This window comes from Candidatus Thiothrix putei, from assembly GCA_029972225.1.
Taxonomy (GTDB): Bacteria; Pseudomonadota; Gammaproteobacteria; order Thiotrichales; family Thiotrichaceae; genus Thiothrix; species Thiothrix putei.
This window is the reverse complement of sequence record CP124756.1, coordinates 2917111-2936299: the sequence shown is the minus strand read 5'-3', so window position 1 is coordinate 2936299 and position 19189 is coordinate 2917111. Positions and strand designations below refer to the sequence as shown.

The 19189-nt window shown below is 53.2% G+C and carries 19 protein-coding genes; 15 read left to right on the top strand and 4 right to left on the bottom strand.

The features are described from left to right. The first annotated feature begins 18 nt into the window (after positions 1–18). From QJT81_15080 to QJT81_15070, 3 genes are all read left to right on the top strand, one after another. The gene (locus QJT81_15080) at positions 19–1068 is read left to right on the top strand and encodes a MoxR family ATPase (GenBank protein ID WGZ93133.1); all 1050 of its coding nucleotides are present in this window, start codon (positions 19–21) and stop codon (positions 1066–1068) included. After that, a complete protein-coding gene (locus tag QJT81_15075) occupies positions 1065–3794 on the top strand; it encodes a formylglycine-generating enzyme family protein (GenBank protein WGZ93132.1) in 2730 nt (909 codons plus the stop codon). The genes QJT81_15080 and QJT81_15075 overlap by 4 nt, the downstream gene beginning before the upstream one ends. Before the next feature lie 118 nt (positions 3795–3912). Further along, positions 3913–5517, top strand: coding sequence for an ATP-binding protein (locus tag QJT81_15070; protein WGZ93131.1), 1605 nt, complete (start codon positions 3913–3915; stop codon positions 5515–5517). A gap of 1 nt (position 5518) precedes the next feature. Here QJT81_15070 and QJT81_15065 read toward each other — a convergent pair whose 3' ends face one another. Then, on the bottom strand, positions 5519–5908 hold the full coding sequence (locus QJT81_15065; protein ID WGZ93130.1) for a NifB/NifX family molybdenum-iron cluster-binding protein: 390 nt from the start codon (positions 5906–5908) through the stop codon (positions 5519–5521). An 85-nt stretch (positions 5909–5993) separates the two neighbouring features. Between QJT81_15065 and QJT81_15060 the strand changes: the two genes are divergently transcribed. Then, positions 5994–6266 (top strand): hypothetical protein, encoded by a 273-nt coding sequence (locus QJT81_15060; GenBank protein WGZ93129.1) that lies wholly within the window; start codon positions 5994–5996, stop codon positions 6264–6266. A gap of 17 nt (positions 6267–6283) precedes the next feature. Beyond that, positions 6284–7225 carry an ISAzo13 family transposase gene (locus QJT81_15055; GenBank protein ID WGZ93128.1) on the top strand — a complete coding sequence of 314 codons (942 nt, stop codon included), beginning with the start codon at positions 6284–6286 and terminating at the stop codon, positions 7223–7225. 27 nt (positions 7226–7252) lie between these two features. Here the strand turns inward: QJT81_15055 and petA are convergent, their stop codons facing one another. Then, positions 7253–7849 (bottom strand): ubiquinol-cytochrome c reductase iron-sulfur subunit, encoded by a 597-nt coding sequence (petA, locus tag QJT81_15050; GenBank protein ID WGZ93127.1) that lies wholly within the window; start codon positions 7847–7849, stop codon positions 7253–7255. Positions 7850–8139: 290 nt separating this feature from the next. Here petA and QJT81_15045 point away from each other — a divergent pair, with 290 nt between their 5' ends. The 5 genes from QJT81_15045 to QJT81_15025 are packed head-to-tail and all read left to right on the top strand — an operon-like array spanning position 8140 to position 13310. Further along, on the top strand, positions 8140–9537 hold the full coding sequence (locus QJT81_15045) for a cytochrome c (GenBank protein WGZ93126.1): 1398 nt from the start codon (positions 8140–8142) through the stop codon (positions 9535–9537). A gap of 3 nt (positions 9538–9540) precedes the next feature. Then, positions 9541–10764 (top strand): hypothetical protein, encoded by a 1224-nt coding sequence (locus tag QJT81_15040; GenBank protein ID WGZ93125.1) that lies wholly within the window; start codon positions 9541–9543, stop codon positions 10762–10764. Positions 10765–10774: 10 nt separating this feature from the next. Continuing rightward, a complete protein-coding gene (locus QJT81_15035) occupies positions 10775–11263 on the top strand; it encodes a hypothetical protein (GenBank protein ID WGZ93124.1) in 489 nt (162 codons plus the stop codon). Further along, on the top strand, positions 11260–12612 hold the full coding sequence (locus tag QJT81_15030) for an NAD(P)/FAD-dependent oxidoreductase (GenBank protein ID WGZ93123.1): 1353 nt from the start codon (positions 11260–11262) through the stop codon (positions 12610–12612). The genes QJT81_15035 and QJT81_15030 overlap by 4 nt, the downstream gene beginning before the upstream one ends. Further along, on the top strand, positions 12609–13310 hold the full coding sequence (locus QJT81_15025; GenBank protein ID WGZ93122.1) for a c-type cytochrome: 702 nt from the start codon (positions 12609–12611) through the stop codon (positions 13308–13310). Before QJT81_15030 ends, QJT81_15025 begins: the two co-directional genes overlap by 4 nt. A gap of 61 nt (positions 13311–13371) precedes the next feature. On the opposite strand, the gene QJT81_15020 is transcribed toward QJT81_15025, so the two are convergent. Beyond that, positions 13372–14022 carry a hypothetical protein gene (locus QJT81_15020; GenBank protein ID WGZ93121.1) on the bottom strand — a complete coding sequence of 217 codons (651 nt, stop codon included), beginning with the start codon at positions 14020–14022 and terminating at the stop codon, positions 13372–13374. Positions 14023–14170: 148 nt separating this feature from the next. Between QJT81_15020 and QJT81_15015 the strand changes: the two genes are divergently transcribed. Then, positions 14171–14842, top strand: coding sequence for a Crp/Fnr family transcriptional regulator (locus tag QJT81_15015; protein WGZ93120.1), 672 nt, complete (start codon positions 14171–14173; stop codon positions 14840–14842). Here QJT81_15015 and QJT81_15010 read toward each other — a convergent pair whose 3' ends face one another. Beyond that, positions 14843–16051, bottom strand: coding sequence for a hypothetical protein (locus QJT81_15010; protein ID WGZ93119.1), 1209 nt, complete (start codon positions 16049–16051; stop codon positions 14843–14845). It abuts the gene before it with no gap. Positions 16052–16236: 185 nt separating this feature from the next. On the opposite strand from QJT81_15010, the gene QJT81_15005 reads away from it, so the two are divergent. From QJT81_15005 to QJT81_14990, 4 genes are all read left to right on the top strand, one after another. Beyond that, positions 16237–16512, top strand: coding sequence for a DUF3817 domain-containing protein (locus tag QJT81_15005; GenBank protein WGZ93118.1), 276 nt, complete (start codon positions 16237–16239; stop codon positions 16510–16512). Positions 16513–16593: 81 nt separating this feature from the next. Next, positions 16594–17919: a hypothetical protein gene (locus QJT81_15000; GenBank protein WGZ93117.1), complete on the top strand. Its 1326-nt coding sequence runs from the start codon at positions 16594–16596 to the stop codon at positions 17917–17919. A gap of 21 nt (positions 17920–17940) precedes the next feature. Beyond that, positions 17941–18408, top strand: coding sequence for a hypothetical protein (locus QJT81_14995; protein ID WGZ93116.1), 468 nt, complete (start codon positions 17941–17943; stop codon positions 18406–18408). Positions 18409–18490: 82 nt separating this feature from the next. Continuing rightward, positions 18491–19141, top strand: coding sequence for a DUF3365 domain-containing protein (locus QJT81_14990; protein ID WGZ93115.1), 651 nt, complete (start codon positions 18491–18493; stop codon positions 19139–19141). Positions 19142–19189 lie beyond the last annotated feature (48 nt).

The following is a 19189-nucleotide window of genomic DNA, read 5'->3' as shown; positions in this document are numbered from 1 at the left end:
GAAATTAGGTAATAAAGCATGACCCTCCCCATCACTCCACATAAAAAATACACCTTGCCCGCCTACGGCACATGGAAGCCCAGCGTCCACGTCTTCGACGAGCGTACCACCAATGCGCTGACAGCGGCATGGCTTTCGGAACGCCCGCTACTGGTACGCGGCGACCCCGGCACAGGCAAAAGCCAGTTAGCGCGTGCCGTCGCCGTCGCTTTGGGTTGGCAACTGGTGTCGGAAGTGGTCAGCGCACACATGGAAATTCAGGATTTGTGGTATCGCTTTGATGCGGTTAGCCGTTTAGGGCAGGCGCAATTATTGAGTGCGGTTGGCAGCAGGTTTACCCCGGAAACCTTGAAAACCGAGCTTGATCCGCGCAAGTTCCTGAGTCCGGGGGCATTATGGTGGGCGTATGACTGGCAAACGGCGCAGGATTATTACACCGCCAGTGATTTCAGGTTGTACCACCCCAATCCTGCCAATGAGGAAGACAAAACCTTACCCAAGGGCGTTGTCTTACTGATTGATGAAATCGACAAGGCGGATGCCGATTTGCCCAATAGCCTGCTGGAAACGCTGGATAATGCGCGTTTCCGCATTCCGTGGGTGAATGAAAGCATTGGCTACCGTGCTGATGATGCAAACGCCATCCGACCGCTGGTTGTTATCACCACCAATGAAGACCGCCAATTACCCGCCGCGTTTGTGCGCCGTTGTCTGGTGCTGAACCTTGAGTTACCAGAGAAAGAATCCGCCTTGGTGGAACATTTGGTGAAGCGTGGTGGCGAACATTTCAGTGACGCACAGAATCAGCCATTGTTCAGCCGCAAAGTGATGGAAACCGCTGCTAAACAATTGCATCAGGACAGGCTTGAAGCCGCAACCCTTGGTTTCAAACCGCCCGGTCAGGCAGAGTTTCTGGATATATTGCGGGTGTTAGCGCGGTTGGAACTGAATGAGGCAAAGCAACTGAAAAAGTTGGAACAGATTCAGGATTTTGCCCTGAAAAAACACCCCGGCATGAAGCAGCGCATGGATACCGACGCGGGAGATGCAGGCGAGGATGCCGCGTGAGTTCACGGGTGAGCCGCGCCGACCTGTTGCTGTTTTTGGAGCAGCAGGATAGCGGGGAATTGGATAGCATTCTGGATTGCTTTGGCTACCAGCATGTGCCAGCGCAACGTCCGTTGAACCTTGGCGGTGATGCTCAAGAGGTGTCCTCCGCACCGGAACGGCGCAAGCCATTGCTTGAGCGTGACAGTGGTTTAGTTCCCTCGGCACTCCCGCCCGAAGTGTTTTATGTTGTGCAAGGGCAGGAAGTCAGCAGCCTGTTACCCGCACCCAAACAACCCGGTCAGCCGGATGTCCCCGACTGGGTAGCCAGCATCCAGCACGAAGCACTGGATTTGGAAGCAGGCAAACGCCGTTACGCCAACCAACCGCAGCCCCATCAGCCATTGGTGGCTTGGACAACCTTGTGGCCTTTGTTGCGCAAGTTGCTCAGTCAGCAACAAACCCACAAACACCCGGATATTCCCAAGCTGGTGAAACAGGTTGCCAAAGCCGAGCAACTGCGCCGTATTCCCCAACAGCAGCGGCTGAACTGGACGGCTAAAGTCGTGATCTTGGTAGACCGCCCGCCCCGGCTGGATGGTTTGAACCGGGATTACGTGATGCTGCAAGCGCAATTGGGCAAGCAGCGCGGCGAGGTTGGGGTAGAAAGCTGGTTTGTGCTGGATTTGCCGACCCGGAGTATGTTGTTGGGGGATGAGCGGAAAACCTGGCATCCGCCCACGCCAGAAACGCCCATCCTGATTCTTAGTGATTTGGGGATTTATGAGCGTAGCGGGCAAATCACCCGCCAATGGTTACGCTTTGGGCAGAGTTTGCGGCAGGCGGGTTGTCAGGCATTTGCGCTAGTCCCTGCACCCGTGCGCTATTTATCGGAGGAACTGACCCAGTGTTTTCAGTGCATCAGTTGGGATCGTTACAGCAAGCTGATACCGGTTAGCCCGACTGCCACCACGCCTGACACGGTGCAACAGCGCATGGCGGAAGATCAGCACCACGCAGGGGAACTGCTGGCGCTGGCGATTGCTGCCACGGAAATAGAACCGGCATTCCTGCGAAGCCTGCGCTATCAGTTCAGCGTCGGCAAACCGTGGGATATTGGGCATGAATTGCTGGTTTGGAATCATGCCGCTGTTGAATATGGCAGTAACGCGGTGGTGTTGGATGCAGAGGCACAACAGCATTACCGCGATCACTTGGCAACGCTGCTGACCCGGCAACCGGAACTGGCAGAGCCTTTGTATTGGCACGTCCGGCAGCAATTGGCGCATACCTTTACGCTGGATTACGCCGATGCGCTGTGTTTTCTGGGGGCGTTGGCGGGTATCAATGGTGACGAGCGGCTGGAAGAAGCCGAGCGTTACCTGAAGCAATATATCCTCGCTACCCATCAGCAGGCACAGCACCGGGGGCTGTTGTTCAATGGTCAATTGCTGCTGGAGCGGCAGGGAAACCGTAGCCGTCGGCACAACGATTATTTTTCATCGCTGTGGGCAATCACCCAACAGCGGCTTGGCAGCAACGCGCCGCGCCCTGACTGGCTCAATCACGGGGCAGCGAATGCGTTTCTGACGCACCCCACTGACCGTAAGCGGGTGCAACTGATCCAGTATGGCGAGCGTTTTTATCTGGGGACACCCAAAGCCCTGCAAAGCCTGCAAGTACCCGGTTTCGCTTTCCAGCCTTATGTATTGGCGGAAGTCGAGGCTGATCAGGATTTGGTGATTGCCGAATATGAAGGTGAAACAACCGATCATTACCTAAGCAATGACGGCTATCTGCAATGGGCGGTCACGGGCAAATCACGGATTCTGCACATTGGGGGGCAGCGGTTGGTGGTTGAAGCACTCACCCGACCTGAATGGGCGGGGGGCTTCAGTTGCAGTGCAAATGGCTGGGAAAAACCGGCGATTCAACCCACTGGCGAAGACAAATATGGCGTGTATTTTGATTTAGTGTTGCCTGCATCCCAACCGTTCCCTGAGCGAAGCCGAAGGGAACACCTCACCCAACGCTTCCGCTACATCCCCCCACAAACCTTCCTGATGGGTTCCCCAGAAGATGAACCGGGGCATTACGACCGTGAAACCCAACATAACGTTACTCTCACCCAAGGCTACTGGCTGGCTGATACGACTGTAACCCAAGCCTTTTGGGAAACCGTGATGGGCGCAAACCCCAGCTATTTCAAAGGCGCACAACGCCCAGTCGAAACAGTCAGTTGGGACGATACCCAAACCTTTATCCAAAAACTGCAACAACATTGGCAGTTGCTCGACGTGCGTTTACCACTGGAAGCGGAATGGGAATGCGCTTGCCGTGCCGGAACAACCAGCGCGTTTTCATTCGGTGGCAAAGATGATTTGAACACCAAAAAGGTCAATTATTCTGGCAAGTGGAATAACTATAATTCTGATGGAGAAACCAAACCCGTGAAAAGCTATTCGCCCAATGCGTGGGGTTTATACGAAATGCACGGCAATGTCTTCGAGTGGTGTCAGGATGCATGGCAGGCAACATTACCGGCGGAGCCGGTAACAGACCCGGATGGAGCCGGAGGCGACACAGGGCGGCGCGTGGTGCGCGGCGGCTCGTGGGACCGCGAAGGCAGGTGCTGCCGATCCGCCTACCGCCCCGGGTACGCGCCCGACCGCCGTCTCCACACCCTTGGTTTTCGGCTTGCCCTAGGTCATCCGAGCTCAAGCGCGGCGGAGCCGCCCAACCGGTAGAGCAGGCTGGCAGCAAGCACGGGCAGGCGCGTTGCGGAGCAGCGCCAGACCGTGATGGCAGCCAGCCTGCGGCGCTTCTGCTACACTAACCCCAACCAACAGCCACCGACACCACCTCATGCCCAAACATTTCAACACCACCGGCCCGGTCATTCCCAGTGAGCATTACTGCATCGACCCCATGCAACGTATGGATTGGGCTGAAATTCACACCCTCATTGCCGCCAAAAAGTTCTTTGTCCTGCACGCCCCGCGCCAAACCGGCAAAACCAGCACCTTGCTGGCGATGATGGATACCCTCAACCAATCCGGTGAATACACCGCGCTCTACATCAATGTGGAAGCCGCCCAAGCTGCGCGTAATGATGTGGCTCTGGGGATGAAGACGATTCTCGGCACACTCGCCGATGGCGCGTATTACCGCCTGCAAGACGACCGCCTGAATCAATGGCTGGAAGCAATATGGCAAAAACACGGCGCAACCGGGGCGCTCAAAGCCATCCTCAACCGCTGGGCGCAAGCATCCGCCTTGCCGATTGTGCTCATGATCGACGAAGTGGATGCCCTCGTCGGTGACACGCTGATTTCCCTGTTACGCCAATTGCGCGAAGGCTACATCGGTCGCCCCGGCGTACCGTTTGTGCAAAGCGTCATCCTCTGCGGGGTGCGGGATGTGCGTGATTACCGCATCCATACCTCGCACCATGAAATCATTACCGGCGGCAGTGCTTTCAACGTCAAGGCTAAATCCTTGGTAATGGGCAGCTTTAGCCGTGCCGAAGTCGAAACCTTGTACGCACAACATACCGCCGAAACCGGGCAGGTGTTTTCCCCAGAAATTTTCCCGGAGCTTTGGGAAGATACCCACGGGCAACCTTGGCTGGTCAATGCATTGGGGCATGAATTAATTTGGGAAGACAAAACCGCCCGTGACCGCAGCACCCCCATTACGCTGGAACGTTACCGCACCGCCCGCGAACGCTTGATTCAATCCCGTGCCACGCATCTCGAACAACTGGCTGACAAACTCAAGGAAGCACGGGTACGTTCGGTCATCGAGCCAATCCTCAAAGGCGCAGACAGTGACCAGTCGCTTAACCCAGACGCAGTAGAATACGTGCGTGATTTGGGCTTGATCGAACGCGCCAGTAACGGTGCTATCCGCATCAGCAACCGAATTTATCAGGAAGTGATTCCGCGTGAATTGTCGTGGGGCAGCCAGATGGCGATTACCCAAAGCCAAGCCTGGTATCTGACTCCACAGCGGCGGGTCGATATGCCCAAGTTGTTAAATGCATTCCAGCAATTTTTCCGCGAACATGCCGAAAGCTGGCTGGAACGCTTTGACTACAAGGAAGCCGGGCCACAATTGTTGTTACAAGCCTTTTTGCAGCGGATTATCAACGGTGGTGGGCGCATCAACCGCGAATACGGCTTAGGGCGCAAACGCACCGACCTGTACATCGAATGGCCTGTTGATGAGCAGCAAGGTTTCCACGGTGAAGTCCAGCGTATTGTGTTGGAACTCAAGCTTTTGCACAAAGGTTTAGCTGCTACCCTTGTTGAAGGCTTGGAACAAACCGCCGGTTATGCTGACCAATGCGGTGCGCAGGAAATGTACCTGATCATTTTCGACCGTAACCCCAACACCCCGTGGGATGCCAAAATCTGGCAACGCCAAGAAAGCTGGCAAGAGCGGGATATTGGGGTGTGGGGGATGTGAATTAGTGGTGGTGATGCTCGTGATCATGCTCATGATCGTGTTCATGCGGCGCTGCCGGTGGCAGGGTATTCGATAACAACGCCTTCACCGCCGTCATCGGATCGGTTTCCGCCGTTGCCCGCACCATCACGCCCCGGCTGCTCATCTTACGCACGAAACCTTCGCCACAGCCGCCGGTAATTAAATAGTCCAGTTCAAACAAGGGGTGTTCGCCCTGACCATTCCATTCGTGCAAAGCCATTTCCTTGGGCAAGTCCAGCCGCTCAAGTTCCTGTATTTCACTACCGTCATAAGTTTCGTACACCATAAAACGCCGCCCTTTACCGGCATGTCCGGTAATGGTGCGGAAATTTTGGCTGCTGACGCCAATTTTTAAAGAACCAACTTTCATGTGCATTTTCCTTGTTTAAGGAACTGTCCCGAAATAACTTCCCTCTTTTCTGCTAACAGCGAAAGGGGGAAGATAGCCCCTTGTAATGCCAATCAACACCGAGGATGAGCCAATGGATGTTTACCCATCAGCCATAGAAAAACAAATGCAGCGGTTCTACCAATCGCTCAATGAGCGTGACCGCCGCCGCTACGCCGCCGTGGAAGCCGTCCGGCTTGGGCACGGGGGGCAGGACTACATTTCCCGGTTATTGGACTGTGACCCCAAAACCATCCGCCACGGGTTGACGGAGTTGGAATCGGAAGATGGCTTGCCCACCGTAAGGCAGCGAAAAAAAGGGGCGGGCGCAAACGGCTGAACGCTACGCACCTGCAATTGGATGAGCATTTTCGCCAAGTTTTAAAGGATCATACGGCAGGCGACCCCATGCGGGAGGCGGTGAAATGGACGAACCTGTCACGTCGGCAGATTGCCCGGCGGATGCAGGCATTGGGGACATCGGCTGGGAAAAACGTGGTGTCGCGCCTATTACGGGAGCACGGCTACCGCCGCCGCAAGCCCCAGAAGAAACGCACCATGGGGCAACACGCTGACCGTAATGCCCAGTTTGAAAAGATTGCCCAACTCAAACAAACCTACCTGCAAGCAGGCAAACCCGTGATCAGCATTGACACCAAAAAGAAGGAACTGCTGGGCAACTTTTACCGTGAAGGGGTAACGGATGCCGTCGAACCCACGGAGGTCAATGACCATGACTTCCCCAGCTATGGCAATGGTCAGGTGATCCCCCACGGCATCTACGACCTTGCCCGCAACGAAGCGGCACTGCACCTGAACACCAGCCACGACACCACCGAGTTTGCCTGCGAAAGCCTTGGCTTATGGTGGCGTGAGCAAGGGAAACCCAACTACCCCGAAGCTGACGAGCTGTTGGTCTTATGTGACGGTGGTGGCAGCAACAGTTCCTCTGCGTACCTGTTCAAGCAAGACTTGCAGGCATTGGCGGACAGCCTGAACCTGACAATACGCATCGCCCACTACCCGCCCTATTGCTCCAAATACAACCCGATTGAACACCGACTGTTCCCCCATGTGACCCGTGCCTGCCGGGGTGTGCCGTTGGAAACGGTCGAAACCGCCAAACACTACATGGCAAAAACGGAAACCACCACTGGCTTGAAGGTCGCTGTCCGCATCATCAGTAAAGTTTTTGAAACCGGGCGCAAGTATACCCAAGCGTTTAAGGATAACATGACCATCCAGTTCGATGATTTCCTGCCAAAATGGAACTACACCGCTACCCCTCAGTCCCCCTGATTTCGGGAAGTTATTTCGGGACAGTTCCTAAGCGACATTACCGTCTTCGCCGATCAGGATGGTGTTGTCATCCTTGAAGTAATACGGCGGGACGACCAAATTAGTGGCTGCGGGTACGTTTTTGTACACGCGCCCCGCCAAGTCAAAGCGTGAACCGTGGCAGGGGCAATACCAGCCGCCTTTCCAGTCTGCGCCCAAATCTTCTGGCGCAACTTCCGGGCGGTAAGTCGGTGAACAACCCAGATGGGTACAAATCCCGATCAGTACCAAGTATTTCGGGTCACGGGAACGGTGTGCGTTTTGTGCGTAGGTCGGTTGCTGCTCAACCACTGCGGAGGCAGGGTCACGTAAGCTGCCATCGTTCGCGGGCAAATTCGCCAGCATTTCGTCGGTGCGGTTCACTACCCACACCGGCTTGCCGCGCCAAACGACCCGGATCAATTGTCCCGGCTCGACATTGCTGATGTTGATTTCAACCGGCGCACCTGCCGCTAATGCCCGCGCACTCGGCGACCATGAATTGAGAAACGGGACGGCAACCGCCGCCACACCCGCCGCGCCGACGACCGACGTGGCAGCAACGAGCAGGCGACGGCGGCCTTGATTAATGTCTGTGTGTGTCATGCAACAGTGACTCCTGAAAATGAATGCCGGTATTAAACCCGCGATGACTGAGTAAACTACTGGGTTAAGCACCTGATTGCATTGCGAAACTGCAAACCAGTTGCATTCAGTCGATGATTTTTTCTATTGATATTTGTCAAAAAACGTGAAATTTCACGGTTTTTTCATTGATTTTTTCGATCTTTTAAAAATGTCAAAGCTGATTACTCGGAAAAGGAGGAATCTCCACATCCTGCTTTAGGGTGCAATGACTTCAGGGTTGTTGCTAGGTAAATAACAAGGAGATTTCCATGGAAATGCTCGGATTATACCCCACTTGGCTAGAGCCAATGTTGGGGAGCGGTTGGGTTGTCGCTGTCATTTCGACCATCCACGTTTTGGCATCCCACACCTCGGTGGGCGCGGCAATGGTATTCGCTTACCTCGCGGTGGTGGCTTATCGGCAAGACAAGCCGGAATTGCTCGATTACATCAAAAAGTATGGCATGTTTTTGCTGGTATTTTCTTATGTGATTGGCTCGATCACTGGCCCCGGTATCTGGTTTTCGACCACCGTTGCCAGCCCGCGTGGGATTTCGGCACTGATCCACAGCTTTGTATGGAAGTGGGCAACCGAATGGGTGTTCTTCGTCATCGAAGTGGTCGGGGTGTATTTAGTGGTGTATCTGGTCGGTAAGGTTGACCAGAAAACGCACATGCGCATTGCGGTCATTTTCGGGCTGGCTTCTTACACCACCATGCTGATTATTATCGGAATTTTGTCGTTCATGATGTGGCCGGGCAAGGAAGTATGGTTCACCGAAGGCGGCTACCTCAACGGTTTCTACGGCGCGAATACCTTTGCGCAACTGGCGATGCGTACCGCGTTCATGTTCACCATGACGGCAGTGGTTGGTGGCATTGTCGCGTCGGGTATTAAGGAATTGGCGTTCAAGAAAGCCATGTTGCGCCGTTTGGCAGTGCTGGGGATTGTCTCCACCTTGGCGGGTTCGCTGCTGTTCCAGTGGTATTTGCATACCCTGCCGGAACAGGCGCATATCGTGTTGGAAAATCGCTTGCCGGATTATTTCCAGCCTGCGCTGATGATGGTGTTGAGCGGTATTTTGGCGTATTTCCTGTTTACCTTGGTGATGCCGCGTTTGATTGTGCCCGCGATTGCGAGCGTGATGACGGTGGCGATTCTGGTGTTCGGCTTGTGGCCTGAGGAAGTGGCGCGTGAATCCATCCGTAAGCCTTTTGTGGCGGGGCAATACGTGTATTCCAACCAAGTAATTGCGCGGGATGTGCCGGGGATGGGAATTAAATCGGAAATTCCGTTGCTGGAGGAAAAAGGGTTTCTGCAAAGCCATGTATTTTTGCCGGAAAACTTGCGTACCGTCACGCCGGATAACGCGCGGGCAGTGGGTCATGCGCTGGCAATGTCGGCGTGTTCTAACTGCCATTCCTTGACCGATACGGGGATGCGTCCGCTGGCAAAATATTTCGGTGGCAATACCGATGTGGGTGACATCAAGGATTATTTGCTGGGCGCATTGGCGACGGGCAATACCTTGTACATGCCGAAAATTCCGCTGACTGATAGCGAAGCCGAAGCACTGGCGGTCTACATTGGCGCGTTGAAAGATGACACCGTGGCAGAAAACTATGCCGCTACCCGCAAGCCATTGGCACAAGCAGGGGAGAAATAAACCATGAATGCTGAAATGTTATACGCCTTGCGTGATGTGGCGGGTGTGCCTTCGCACCCGGTGTTGTTCCTGGTTTTGGGGGTGTTGACGTTTGCGTTGCACATCCTCGCGGTGCAGGTGATGTTGGGCGCGTCCGGTCTGGTGATTTGGGGCGCGTTGTCGAAAGCGGCTTATCAACGCCAACTGGCACAGGCGATGTTGGGTGTGGCGAAAATTGCCGTGTCGGTCGCGGTGGTGTTAGGGGTTGCGCCCTTGCTGTTTGTGCAGGTGATTTATGACCCGTTTTGGTACACCTCGAACGTGCTGTCGGCCTGGTGGGTAATTGGGTTTATTGTGATCCTCACCGTGGCGTATTTGCTGATGTATTTTTTCTACGCGAAAAACCATCATCTGGCAACGCAGAAAACCGTTTGCCCCGGCTCCATGATCTTGTCACTGGCGTTGATGCTAGTGGTCGGTTTCATTATGCACGTCCTGACTTATCAGATGCTGTCGCCGGATCAGTGGATGCAGTGGTATGCGCCGAATGGTGAAATTGATGCGTCCGGGCGCAAATTGCACGATTACAACTTGTGGCGTTTTGGGTTTTTCATCAGCTTGTCGGTGCTGGTGATCAGCGGCTGGTTGTTTGCTTACCGCCATTATATTAGCCACCGCACCGATGTGGATAACGGTTATCTGCAATGGTTGAAAGGGCTGGCAACGGTCTTGAGTCTCGCCGGTGGCATCGTTGCACTGGCCTTCGGCATTGGCTGGATGGCAACACTGCCAGACAGTCAAGCCGGTTTTGGGTTCTCACCTTGGGTTGGGCTGGCAGCGGTGCTTATCTCCCTTACCGCTGTCATGCCAAAACTCATTGGTAGTCGGGTGAATGCGCCGCTGTTTGGTTACGGTCTGTTTGGGCTGGCAGCCATCACGGTGATTGTGGTGGCGATTGCGCGGGAAGTGTTGCGCTGGAATATATTGTTTGGTGAATTTGGCTACAACGCGCTGGATTATCCGGTGAATATGGACTGGTACAGCACGCTGCTGTTCTTTGGTACGTTTGTGATTATTGGTGGCTTGGTGTTGAGCTATTTCCTCACGGTGGCCTGGCAAGCGGGGCAAACCGACGGGGTGTATACGCCTTCGCCTGCGGTGACACGTTTGGGTAATCTTTCCATCCTCCTCATCACGTTGTGGATTATCCACTTCTTTGTGCTGGGGTTGTGGGTGTGGCTGCGCTAAGGGGGCAATGATGAAACTGAACACAATCCTATTGCCGCTGTTGCTGGTGTCCTGCATTGGCACAGTACAGGCAGACGAGAAAAAAGCGGTTGAAAAAGTCGCGAAAGCGGTTGAAGCCAAAGCAGAAACCAAAGCACCTGCTGCCGACAGCGTTTCCAAAGACGAATTGCGCGAGATGATCCGCGAATTGATTCAGGAAGAAATGGCGAATCTGCAACCGACCAGCAACACGGAAAGCAAACCGGTTGCGCCTGCTGCCGCAGCTAAACCCGGTGAAATCCTTGCCCATACCTGCGCGGGATGTCACGGCACGAACGGCGTATTGGAAAACGAAGCGTTCATGCCACTGGCAGGGATGCCGGAGCAGGAATTCGTTAAAACCATGCTGGATTTCCGCGATGGCGCACGCCAATCGACCCTGATGGGCACGGTTGCCAACGGCTTGAGCGAACAGCAAATCCGCGACATGGCACGTTATTTTATGGAGGTTTCCCCATGAGTTTGAATCGACGTGAATTTTTGGGGCTGCTCGGCGCAACTGTGCTGGCGGGCGCATTCCCCCTGCGTAGCGCGTTTGCGGGGGAGCAACCGCACGTTGTTATTATCGGCGGCGGGGTAGGCGGGGCAACCGCTGCCAAATACCTGCGGCTGTTGGATGCCAATCTGAAAGTGACGGTGATTGAAAAAAATCCGGTCTACATCCGCCCTTACGGTTCGTCCGAAGTCGTGACCGGACACATTACAATGGACGATTTGAACGTGACGTATGACGCGCTCAAATCCAGATACGGCGTGAATGTCATTATCGACGAAGTGGTCGGTTTCGACCCCGACAAGCGCAGCGTGAGTCTGAAAGGTGGGCGTAAAGTCAGCTACGACAAGCTGGTGGTGTCGCCGGGGATTGAATTGCTGTACGACAAGATTCCGGGCTATTCCTTCGAGGTGGCGGAAAGCAAAATTACTTCGGGCTGGATTCCGGGCAAGCAAACCGCCTTGCTGGGCGAACAGCTCAAAGCCATGCCGCAAGGCGGTACGTTCCTGATGGTCGCTCCGCCCGCGCCGTATCGTTGCCCGCCGGGGCCTTACGAGCGTCCGGCATTGGTGGCGGAATGGTGCCAAAAACACAACCCGACAGCCAAAGTCATTATCGTTGACCCGAAAGACGAATTCGTCACCGACCAAACCATGATGCTGGGCTGGAACCGCTTGTACGGTTTTAATATCCCGGAAAAATTCCGCAAGGATATGCCCGCGAGTGTGGAGATCAAGCAGCATAGCAACCCCGGTATCCTGAGCTGGATTCCGAAAGCGGATGGCGGCACACCCGTGTCGCTGGACGTTGAAAAAATGACCGTAAAAACCGACGGTGGCGACATCAAGGCGGATGTGATCAATATCGTACCGCCGATGCGGGCGGGCAAGATTGCCACCGCGATGGGGCTGACCGACGAAAAAGGCTGGTGTCCGAATAACCGCAAAACCTTCGAGTCCAGCCTGCACCCGCATGTGCATGTGATTGGCGATGCCTGCCATGCCGACGTGATGCCGAAATCCGGTTTTTCGGCGAATACGCAGGCGAAGGGTGTGGCGCGTGCCATTGTCGAAGCGTTGGCAGGGCGTGAAATTCCTACGCCTAGCTGGGAAAACACCTGTTACGCGCTGGCGGGTTCGGATTACGGGCTTTATGTTGCCGACGTATTCGAGCTGGGGGAAGCCGAAAACAAGATCAAGCGCGTGGGCAAGTTCAGCCGCTATTTGAAGCTGGATGCGACTCCGGCGCAAATTCGCATGGGCGCGGTGTATCAGCAGGCTTGGCTGAAATCCTTCACGGAGGACTGTTTTGCATGAAAACTTTACAACTTTCCTTGATTGGCGTAGCCGCGACGCTGTTGGTGTCCGGTTGGGTATGGGCAAATGATGCCGCGCATGAAGCAGCGGATGCGGTTAAATGGAAGCCCTCAACCTTGCGCGTGGCGTTGGCGGATATGCCTACGGGTGATATTTCCCGTGGTAAAAACCTCAATTCGCAACTGATGTGCGCGTCGTGCCACGGTGAAAACGGTGTTGCTCCGACCAGCAATTGGCCAAACGTTGCGGGGCAAAAAACCGATTACACCTATAAAATGTTGCTGGATTATAAGTCGGGTTTGCGTAGCGAAGATGAGCGCAGCAAGCTGATGACGGTGGCAGTCGAGCCAATGAGCCAGCAGGATATGGCGGATGTGGCGGCGTATTACGCGAGTTTGCCTGCCCATGAAGCCAAGGTGAAAGCCCCAGCGCACGCGGATGCGGAACGGCTGGTGCGTAAGGGCGATCCGACCCGTCTGATTACGCCATGTGCGTCGTGCCACGGGGTGAAGGGGCAGGGCGGCAAGGAGGCGGCTCCGGCATTGGCGGGGCAGTCGGAAAAAGCGTTTATCCGCACCATGACGCTGTATAAAAATGGCAAGCGCGATAATGATGTGAACAAGTCGATGGCACAGTTTGCCGGTAAGTTGACCGATGAAGAAATTCGGCAGTTGGCGGCGTATTACCAAGGATTATAAGTTTCGTTAGTGCTTCCTCCTCCTAGCACGTCTCCCCGGCTTCGGTCGGGGATTTTTTTGCTTAGCACCCTGAGGCAAGCATTTCTGCTTTGTAGGTGTTGTAAACGCTGCTGGAGGCGGTGTAAGGCCATGTCGGCCAGTCCACACCACCACCATGCACCAGACTCCCGCTTAAACCGGTTTGCAAGGGCAAGTTGGTGAACTTAACCCACACGCGAAAATTGCCTGCCCCGTGTATTGCTTCGGCGGTTTTGAGCATCGCAATCAACGCCAATTTTGCGGTATTTTTGGTTTTTTGCCGCCCGGCAACGGTTGCGCCATTTAAGGCATTAAAACCCGCCATATCCAAGGTGAAGGAATATTCGTATACCCCACTGCTGGTGTAACGGTCAAAGTGGTAGGTGTAGGGAATTGTGGTTGTGCCATTGACCAAGAGGTTAATATTTTTATAAGTGCTGGTGCCGCCCAAGACTTGGTGCAAGGTTTTGGTTTCGGAAAAAATGCCTTCCATTAAGCTGGCTAGGGGGATGCCGAATTCGGCTTCCATAAGCTGCTTGTCTAAACACACGTAACCGCTTTGCGCCCGTTCGTAAGGGATGAAAAATTCGGTGTATTCGGAAACTGTGGCGTTTGCCCCCGTCATTGCTGCGTACAACAGGATGCTGGTGAATAAGCGTTTCATGGTATTGCCCTCGCTGATGTAAAGCGGCATAAAAATCCGCTTTACCATTAACTATAGCTCAGTTGCGCGATTAACCTTACCTTTTGCACCTATGTGAAGTATGGGTATATTATTATTCACTAATAATGATTTCCTAAAGGTAACGAGCGTGCCACACCACCAAGCCAAAGGTCACTGCATGACCTGTAGTATTCGACCTATCACCATTTTTTCGGCATTGGATGCTCAGGAAGTGGAGCAAATTCAAGCCTTCCAACCCAATATCATTCAGTATGCGCCGAATGAGATTATCTACCATCAGGGGGGGGAAGCTTGCTATGCATTCACGTTGCGCCAAGGTTTTATCAAGGTCGTCAATACCTTAGCGGATGGGCGTTCCCATATCGTGCAACTGCTGCGGGATGGGGATTTTTTTGGTTTCGGCGGGCTGTCCGGGATGAATTACAAGCACTCGGCGATTGCCTTAAACACGGTGGAAGTCTGCCGTTTGCCCTTGGCGGATTTGCTCAAACTCAAACAAACTCACCCCAAAATTGAAACGGAAATGACCAAACGTTGGTTGGAGCGTTTGCACCGTGCGGAAAGCATGTTGGTGGAATTAGGCGCGAAAAAAGCGGCTGAACGGCTGGCTTCGTTTTTATTGAGCTGGTGTGCGGGCAATGCGCCGGATACCTGGGTGGCGTTGCCACTGAACCGTGCTGAGATCGGTGAATTGCTGGGCGTGACGATTGAAACGGTTAGTCGCTTTTTTGCGGACTGGAAGCGCCAAGGCTTTATCGGTGAGCCTCGCGGCAACATCCAGATGTTGGATGCTGCCGGATTACGTCAAGCGGCGGGGATTACCCTGTAATTACGCCGCTACTAACACAGGCTCTGGCTGTTTTGTTAACAGCTTGTTGTTCAGGTGGAACAAACCCCACAACGTTTGGATTTGCAGCACGACCAGTGGCACGAGCAGGAAGAAATACGCCAGCGAATTCTTTTCCAGCAAGCCAGTACCCACCAGCCCGATATGGATAAAGAAAAATCCCAGTACATAGCCTGCCACACCGGGGCAAATCAGTGCGAATGAACCGGCGCTTTTTTCCTTGCCATACACATAAGCATCAAAGTAGCCGAGCTTTTTCATCACCGCATAGCCGAGTACCGCAAACAGAATTTGCACACTGATCAGCACGGTCAGCAGCACAAGGCTTTCAATCGGCTCAATATGCAGCCCAAAGTTGTGGTGCATCGCCATTGAGAGGCGGTACAGCGCAATCCCACTCACGGTAATGATGGGGATAATGATCCACAACGATACTGAGGATTCACGGTCAATGCCGTGTTCCAACATCGAGCGGAAACCCAGTATCAACTTGGTCACAGCCAACAAACCTGCCGTGCTAATGAACAGCAGTGACAACACCAAGCCAATGCCAGAGGTTAGCGGTACTTTACTCATGGCAGCAGCGGCTGAAAAACCGACCCCAACCATGCCAAACGCAAAGATTGCCAGCATTTGGCTCAGGTTATTATTGCGGCTGCAATCAAAATGCCCAGTGACCAGTATCCGACTCATAAAGCCAATGAAAATGCGGGCTGCAAACCAGCCGGTAATGGCAAATGCGGCAATTGCCAGCGGGAACAAATATTCCACCACATTCCACAGTCCCGGTACAAATAACGCACTTAAAATGAAACCGACGTTAATGCTCATCGCAAAGGTCAGCGGGATCGCCATCAATTGCACTTCGGCATTGCTTTGGCGCAATTTCTGGAAGGCAGCAGATTGGCGGAAGTGACGGAATTCATTCACATTCCATACCAACATGCGCACATGCAGCACCGCAAACACGATAATTCCCAGCAGTGCGATACCTACCAGCAGTTGCATCATAATATTGTCGCCTTGCAGCACGGCTTGCAGCGATTCCCACGTGGGTATCGGAGTGCTTTTATGCGGAGTCATGAACATCAGGTACATAAAAAAGGTGACAACCGCGCCACCTGCCCCCAATGCAGATAGAAAATACAAAGGGGAATAAGCATCCCCTAGTTTGTGACGTAAGTTGAACATAGCGATGTTCTCCATCTAAAAGTTAATATGTAACTATATTATTAATTTCTAATTTAGATTGTTTTGTGAAATCGCAAAGTTGTACCTGATTTTTGATTAAACTTTTATTAAATTTAGAAATATCAAAGTAAAATACTCGGAAAATCCCCATCCTAGCCCCTTAACCAAGGCTACCGAGAATTCCCATGCTGAGTAAAATTGCCATCCTCGAAGGCAGCACTTTGTTGCTGCTGCTATTTTTAGCCGTCCCTGCTAAACGTCTGTTTGGCTACCCCGAAGCGGTCACACTCGTGGGGTCAATTCACGGCGCGGCATTTATCGCTTATGTGGTGGCTTTAATCGCTTTTTTTGCCGGTAAACATTTGAATTTGCAGCAACTAGGGATGGGTTTGTTTGCCGCATTTATCCCCTTCGGCAGTTTTGTGTTTGAACATAAAATATTAAAACCGCGCAAACTCTAATGTGGATTGCGGAATTTCAATCGGCAGTTTGGTTTTCTTGTGCTATAACTTGCAACTTTGTTGCAAGTTGAGGATGAGAAAATGAAAAGAAATATCGCACTCAGTGTGTTGCTGATGTCGGGTCAGGTGCTGGCGGTGGACGTTGAACCGCTGTTGTATGTCGATTCCGTGATTTACGGCGATTCGGAAGGCGGTGATGCAGGCAGTTATGCGGGGCAAGCCCTCGGTGTTTACAACGTTCACGAAGATGGCGCTGGTGGGCATGAAGGTCATTCGCACGGCGGCTTGGAGCAGGGCGCACACCTCCGCAGCATCGAAGCAGGGCTGGATTGGCAAGCCAGCGACAAGCTCGACGGGCGCATCAAAGGCGTGATTTTGCCCGAAGCCGGTGAAGCAGAACTGGAAGAAGCGTGGGCGCGTTACCACCTGCCTGCCCATACCAGCGTCAAAGCGGGCAAGCTCTTGAGTGCTTTCGGCGCGAATAATATTCACCCGCACGAGTCCGACTTCGTGCAGCAAAACTTGCCAGTGCAAATGTTGCTGGACGGTGGTTTGATCGAAAAAGGTGTGCAACTCGAATGGCAGCCGGAAATCGCCGGAGCGCACCTAAAAACCGGCGTGGAACTGTTGGATGGTGGCAATCGTGGCATTGCCGCGCAAGAGGAAAGTGTCACGGGGTATCAAACCAGCAAGGGTAAAACCGCCAATATTAGCTACCCCGAACACCCCGATTTCCCGCAAGTCAGCCATGTTTACCTCAAAGCCGAAAAAGAATTGGGCGAAAAACACGCCATCAGCGGCGGCGTGTCTTACCTCAAATCGCGCCAGCATCAGGAATTGCACCAATACCACCCCGGCATCAACGAAGCTGACCACGGTTTAAATGGTGAAGCGTCGATGTGGAGTGCTAATGCAGCGTATGCGCACGATGCGGGAAAAAGTGGAGATGTAGGCAATTTCAAAGTGGCAGCGGAATACCTTTACCAGAACAAGGATTTGACACTGAATTTCCACGAAGATAAACCTAACTTGGTCGGGCAGCCACGCGATTTGCACGTTGATGGTTATTCGGTGCAAGGTAGCTACCAAATAGCCCCAAAATGGCAGGTTGGTTTGCGTCATGAAAGAGTCGGTGGTACACATGAAGCGCGTCGCCCCAGTGCGCCGCCGTTTCCAACCCAGACTAGCTATTTCAATGACATGAAGCGCAATACAGTTGCAGTCACTTGGCAGCCCGCCAAGCAACACCAATTACGACTAGAAACTGCCCACAACAACTTCGATGTCGGCGAAGACACCAACGGCGATGGGCGCAGCGAAGCCGTCAACAAAACCTTTGACCAGTTCATGCTGCAATACCAGTGGAGTCTGGATGGCGGGCATGACCACAAACACCATGACCACTAACCCCAAACCTGAGAGGTTTTTATGTTGAAAAAACTGTTGTTCCTTACACTATTGTGTATTGGCTTGAGTGCCACGGCATTCGCGGCTGAACTGAAAGTCGGCGATACCTTGCCCACTATCAGCCTGAAAGATCAGCACGATAAAGCCATCACGGTGGCGGCGGATGTGCAAACCCTGCTGTTTGCGATTGAAAAACCGCCTTCCGAGCTGCTGAATACTTACTTGATGAAGCAGGATAAAGATTTCCTGACCACGAAAAAGGCGTATTTTCTGGCAGATATTAGCGGGATGCCGAGCATGATTACCAAAATGTTTGCGCTGCCCAACATGCGTGAACGCCCTTATTCGATCCTGTTGGCGCACGATGCGAAAGAGGCGGAATTCATGCCACGCCAAAAAGATCATGTCACGCTGGTGAAAGTGAAGGCGGGCAAAGTCGATAAAATTCTGTTCATCAAGGATGAAGCCACGTTAGTGGACAATTTTTGATTTGTATCAATGCGGTAGTCGCTGGTTTTAGGCAATTTCCGCCCCTGTTTTAGATAATGTTTAGCGTATTTGAGGTATCGAGATGAATAAGTATGTAGTCATGGTAAGTTTGGCGGCTTTATTGACAGCCTGTGGAGAAAAAGTTGAGCAAGCGGCTGCGCCAGCAGAAGCACCAAAAGCCGCAGTACAAGCCCAACAAGCAGCTCCTACTGCTGAAGCAGCAGCACCTGCGGTTGATAAAGCAGCATTGGCAGAAGAAGCCAAAGCAGCCGTGCAAGCACTCGGTGGCACACTCAAGGGCGAACTCGAAGCTGCTATGAAAGCGGGTGGCCCGGTTGACGCAATGGGTATTTGCCACACCAAAGCACCTGAAATTGCTAAAGCGGTTTCTGCTGAAAAAGGCATGGAAGTTAGCCGCGTCAGCCTGAAAAACCGTAACCCAGTGATGGGGCAGGCAAATGAATGGCAAACCGCCGTATTGAACGACTTTGAAACCAAAAAAGCAGCGGGTGAAGACCCGGCAACGCTTGCTTACGCGGAAGTGGTGGATAACGAATTCCGTTTCATGAAAGCGATTCCAACCGCCGCCGTGTGTTTAAAATGCCATGGTACTGAACTTAGCCCAGCGGTCAGTGCCAAGCTGACTGAATTGTACCCTAACGATAAAGCGACCGGTTACCAAGAAGGCGACTTGCGTGGGGCATTCGTTGTTGTGAAAAATCTCACTCAGTAACGCTGGCTTCTTGCCATACCCTCTCCATACACTTAGAGTATATTGGTA

Excerpts from the sequence above, each read along its gene's own strand:
- QJT81_15080 (WGZ93133.1), top strand. The coding sequence starts at position 19 with ATGACCCTCCCCATCACTCCACATAAAAAATACACCTTGCCCGCCTAC.
- QJT81_15070 (WGZ93131.1), top strand. The coding sequence starts at position 3,913 with ATGCCCAAACATTTCAACACCACCGGCCCGGTCATTCCCAGTGAGCAT.
- QJT81_15065 (WGZ93130.1), bottom strand. The coding sequence starts at position 5,908 with ATGAAAGTTGGTTCTTTAAAAATTGGCGTCAGCAGCCAAAATTTCCGC.
- QJT81_15060 (WGZ93129.1), top strand. The coding sequence starts at position 5,994 with ATGCCAATCAACACCGAGGATGAGCCAATGGATGTTTACCCATCAGCC.
- petA (WGZ93127.1), bottom strand. The coding sequence starts at position 7,849 with ATGACACACACAGACATTAATCAAGGCCGCCGTCGCCTGCTCGTTGCT.
- QJT81_15045 (WGZ93126.1), top strand. The coding sequence starts at position 8,140 with ATGGAAATGCTCGGATTATACCCCACTTGGCTAGAGCCAATGTTGGGG.
- QJT81_15040 (WGZ93125.1), top strand. The coding sequence starts at position 9,541 with ATGAATGCTGAAATGTTATACGCCTTGCGTGATGTGGCGGGTGTGCCT.
- QJT81_15035 (WGZ93124.1), top strand. The coding sequence starts at position 10,775 with ATGAAACTGAACACAATCCTATTGCCGCTGTTGCTGGTGTCCTGCATT.
- QJT81_15030 (WGZ93123.1), top strand. The coding sequence starts at position 11,260 with ATGAGTTTGAATCGACGTGAATTTTTGGGGCTGCTCGGCGCAACTGTG.
- QJT81_15025 (WGZ93122.1), top strand. The coding sequence starts at position 12,609 with ATGAAAACTTTACAACTTTCCTTGATTGGCGTAGCCGCGACGCTGTTG.
- QJT81_15020 (WGZ93121.1), bottom strand. The coding sequence starts at position 14,022 with ATGCCGCTTTACATCAGCGAGGGCAATACCATGAAACGCTTATTCACC.
- QJT81_15015 (WGZ93120.1), top strand. The coding sequence starts at position 14,171 with ATGACCTGTAGTATTCGACCTATCACCATTTTTTCGGCATTGGATGCT.
- QJT81_15010 (WGZ93119.1), bottom strand. The coding sequence starts at position 16,051 with ATGTTCAACTTACGTCACAAACTAGGGGATGCTTATTCCCCTTTGTAT.
- QJT81_15005 (WGZ93118.1), top strand. The coding sequence starts at position 16,237 with ATGCTGAGTAAAATTGCCATCCTCGAAGGCAGCACTTTGTTGCTGCTG.
- QJT81_15000 (WGZ93117.1), top strand. The coding sequence starts at position 16,594 with ATGAAAAGAAATATCGCACTCAGTGTGTTGCTGATGTCGGGTCAGGTG.
- QJT81_14995 (WGZ93116.1), top strand. The coding sequence starts at position 17,941 with ATGTTGAAAAAACTGTTGTTCCTTACACTATTGTGTATTGGCTTGAGT.
- QJT81_14990 (WGZ93115.1), top strand. The coding sequence starts at position 18,491 with ATGAATAAGTATGTAGTCATGGTAAGTTTGGCGGCTTTATTGACAGCC.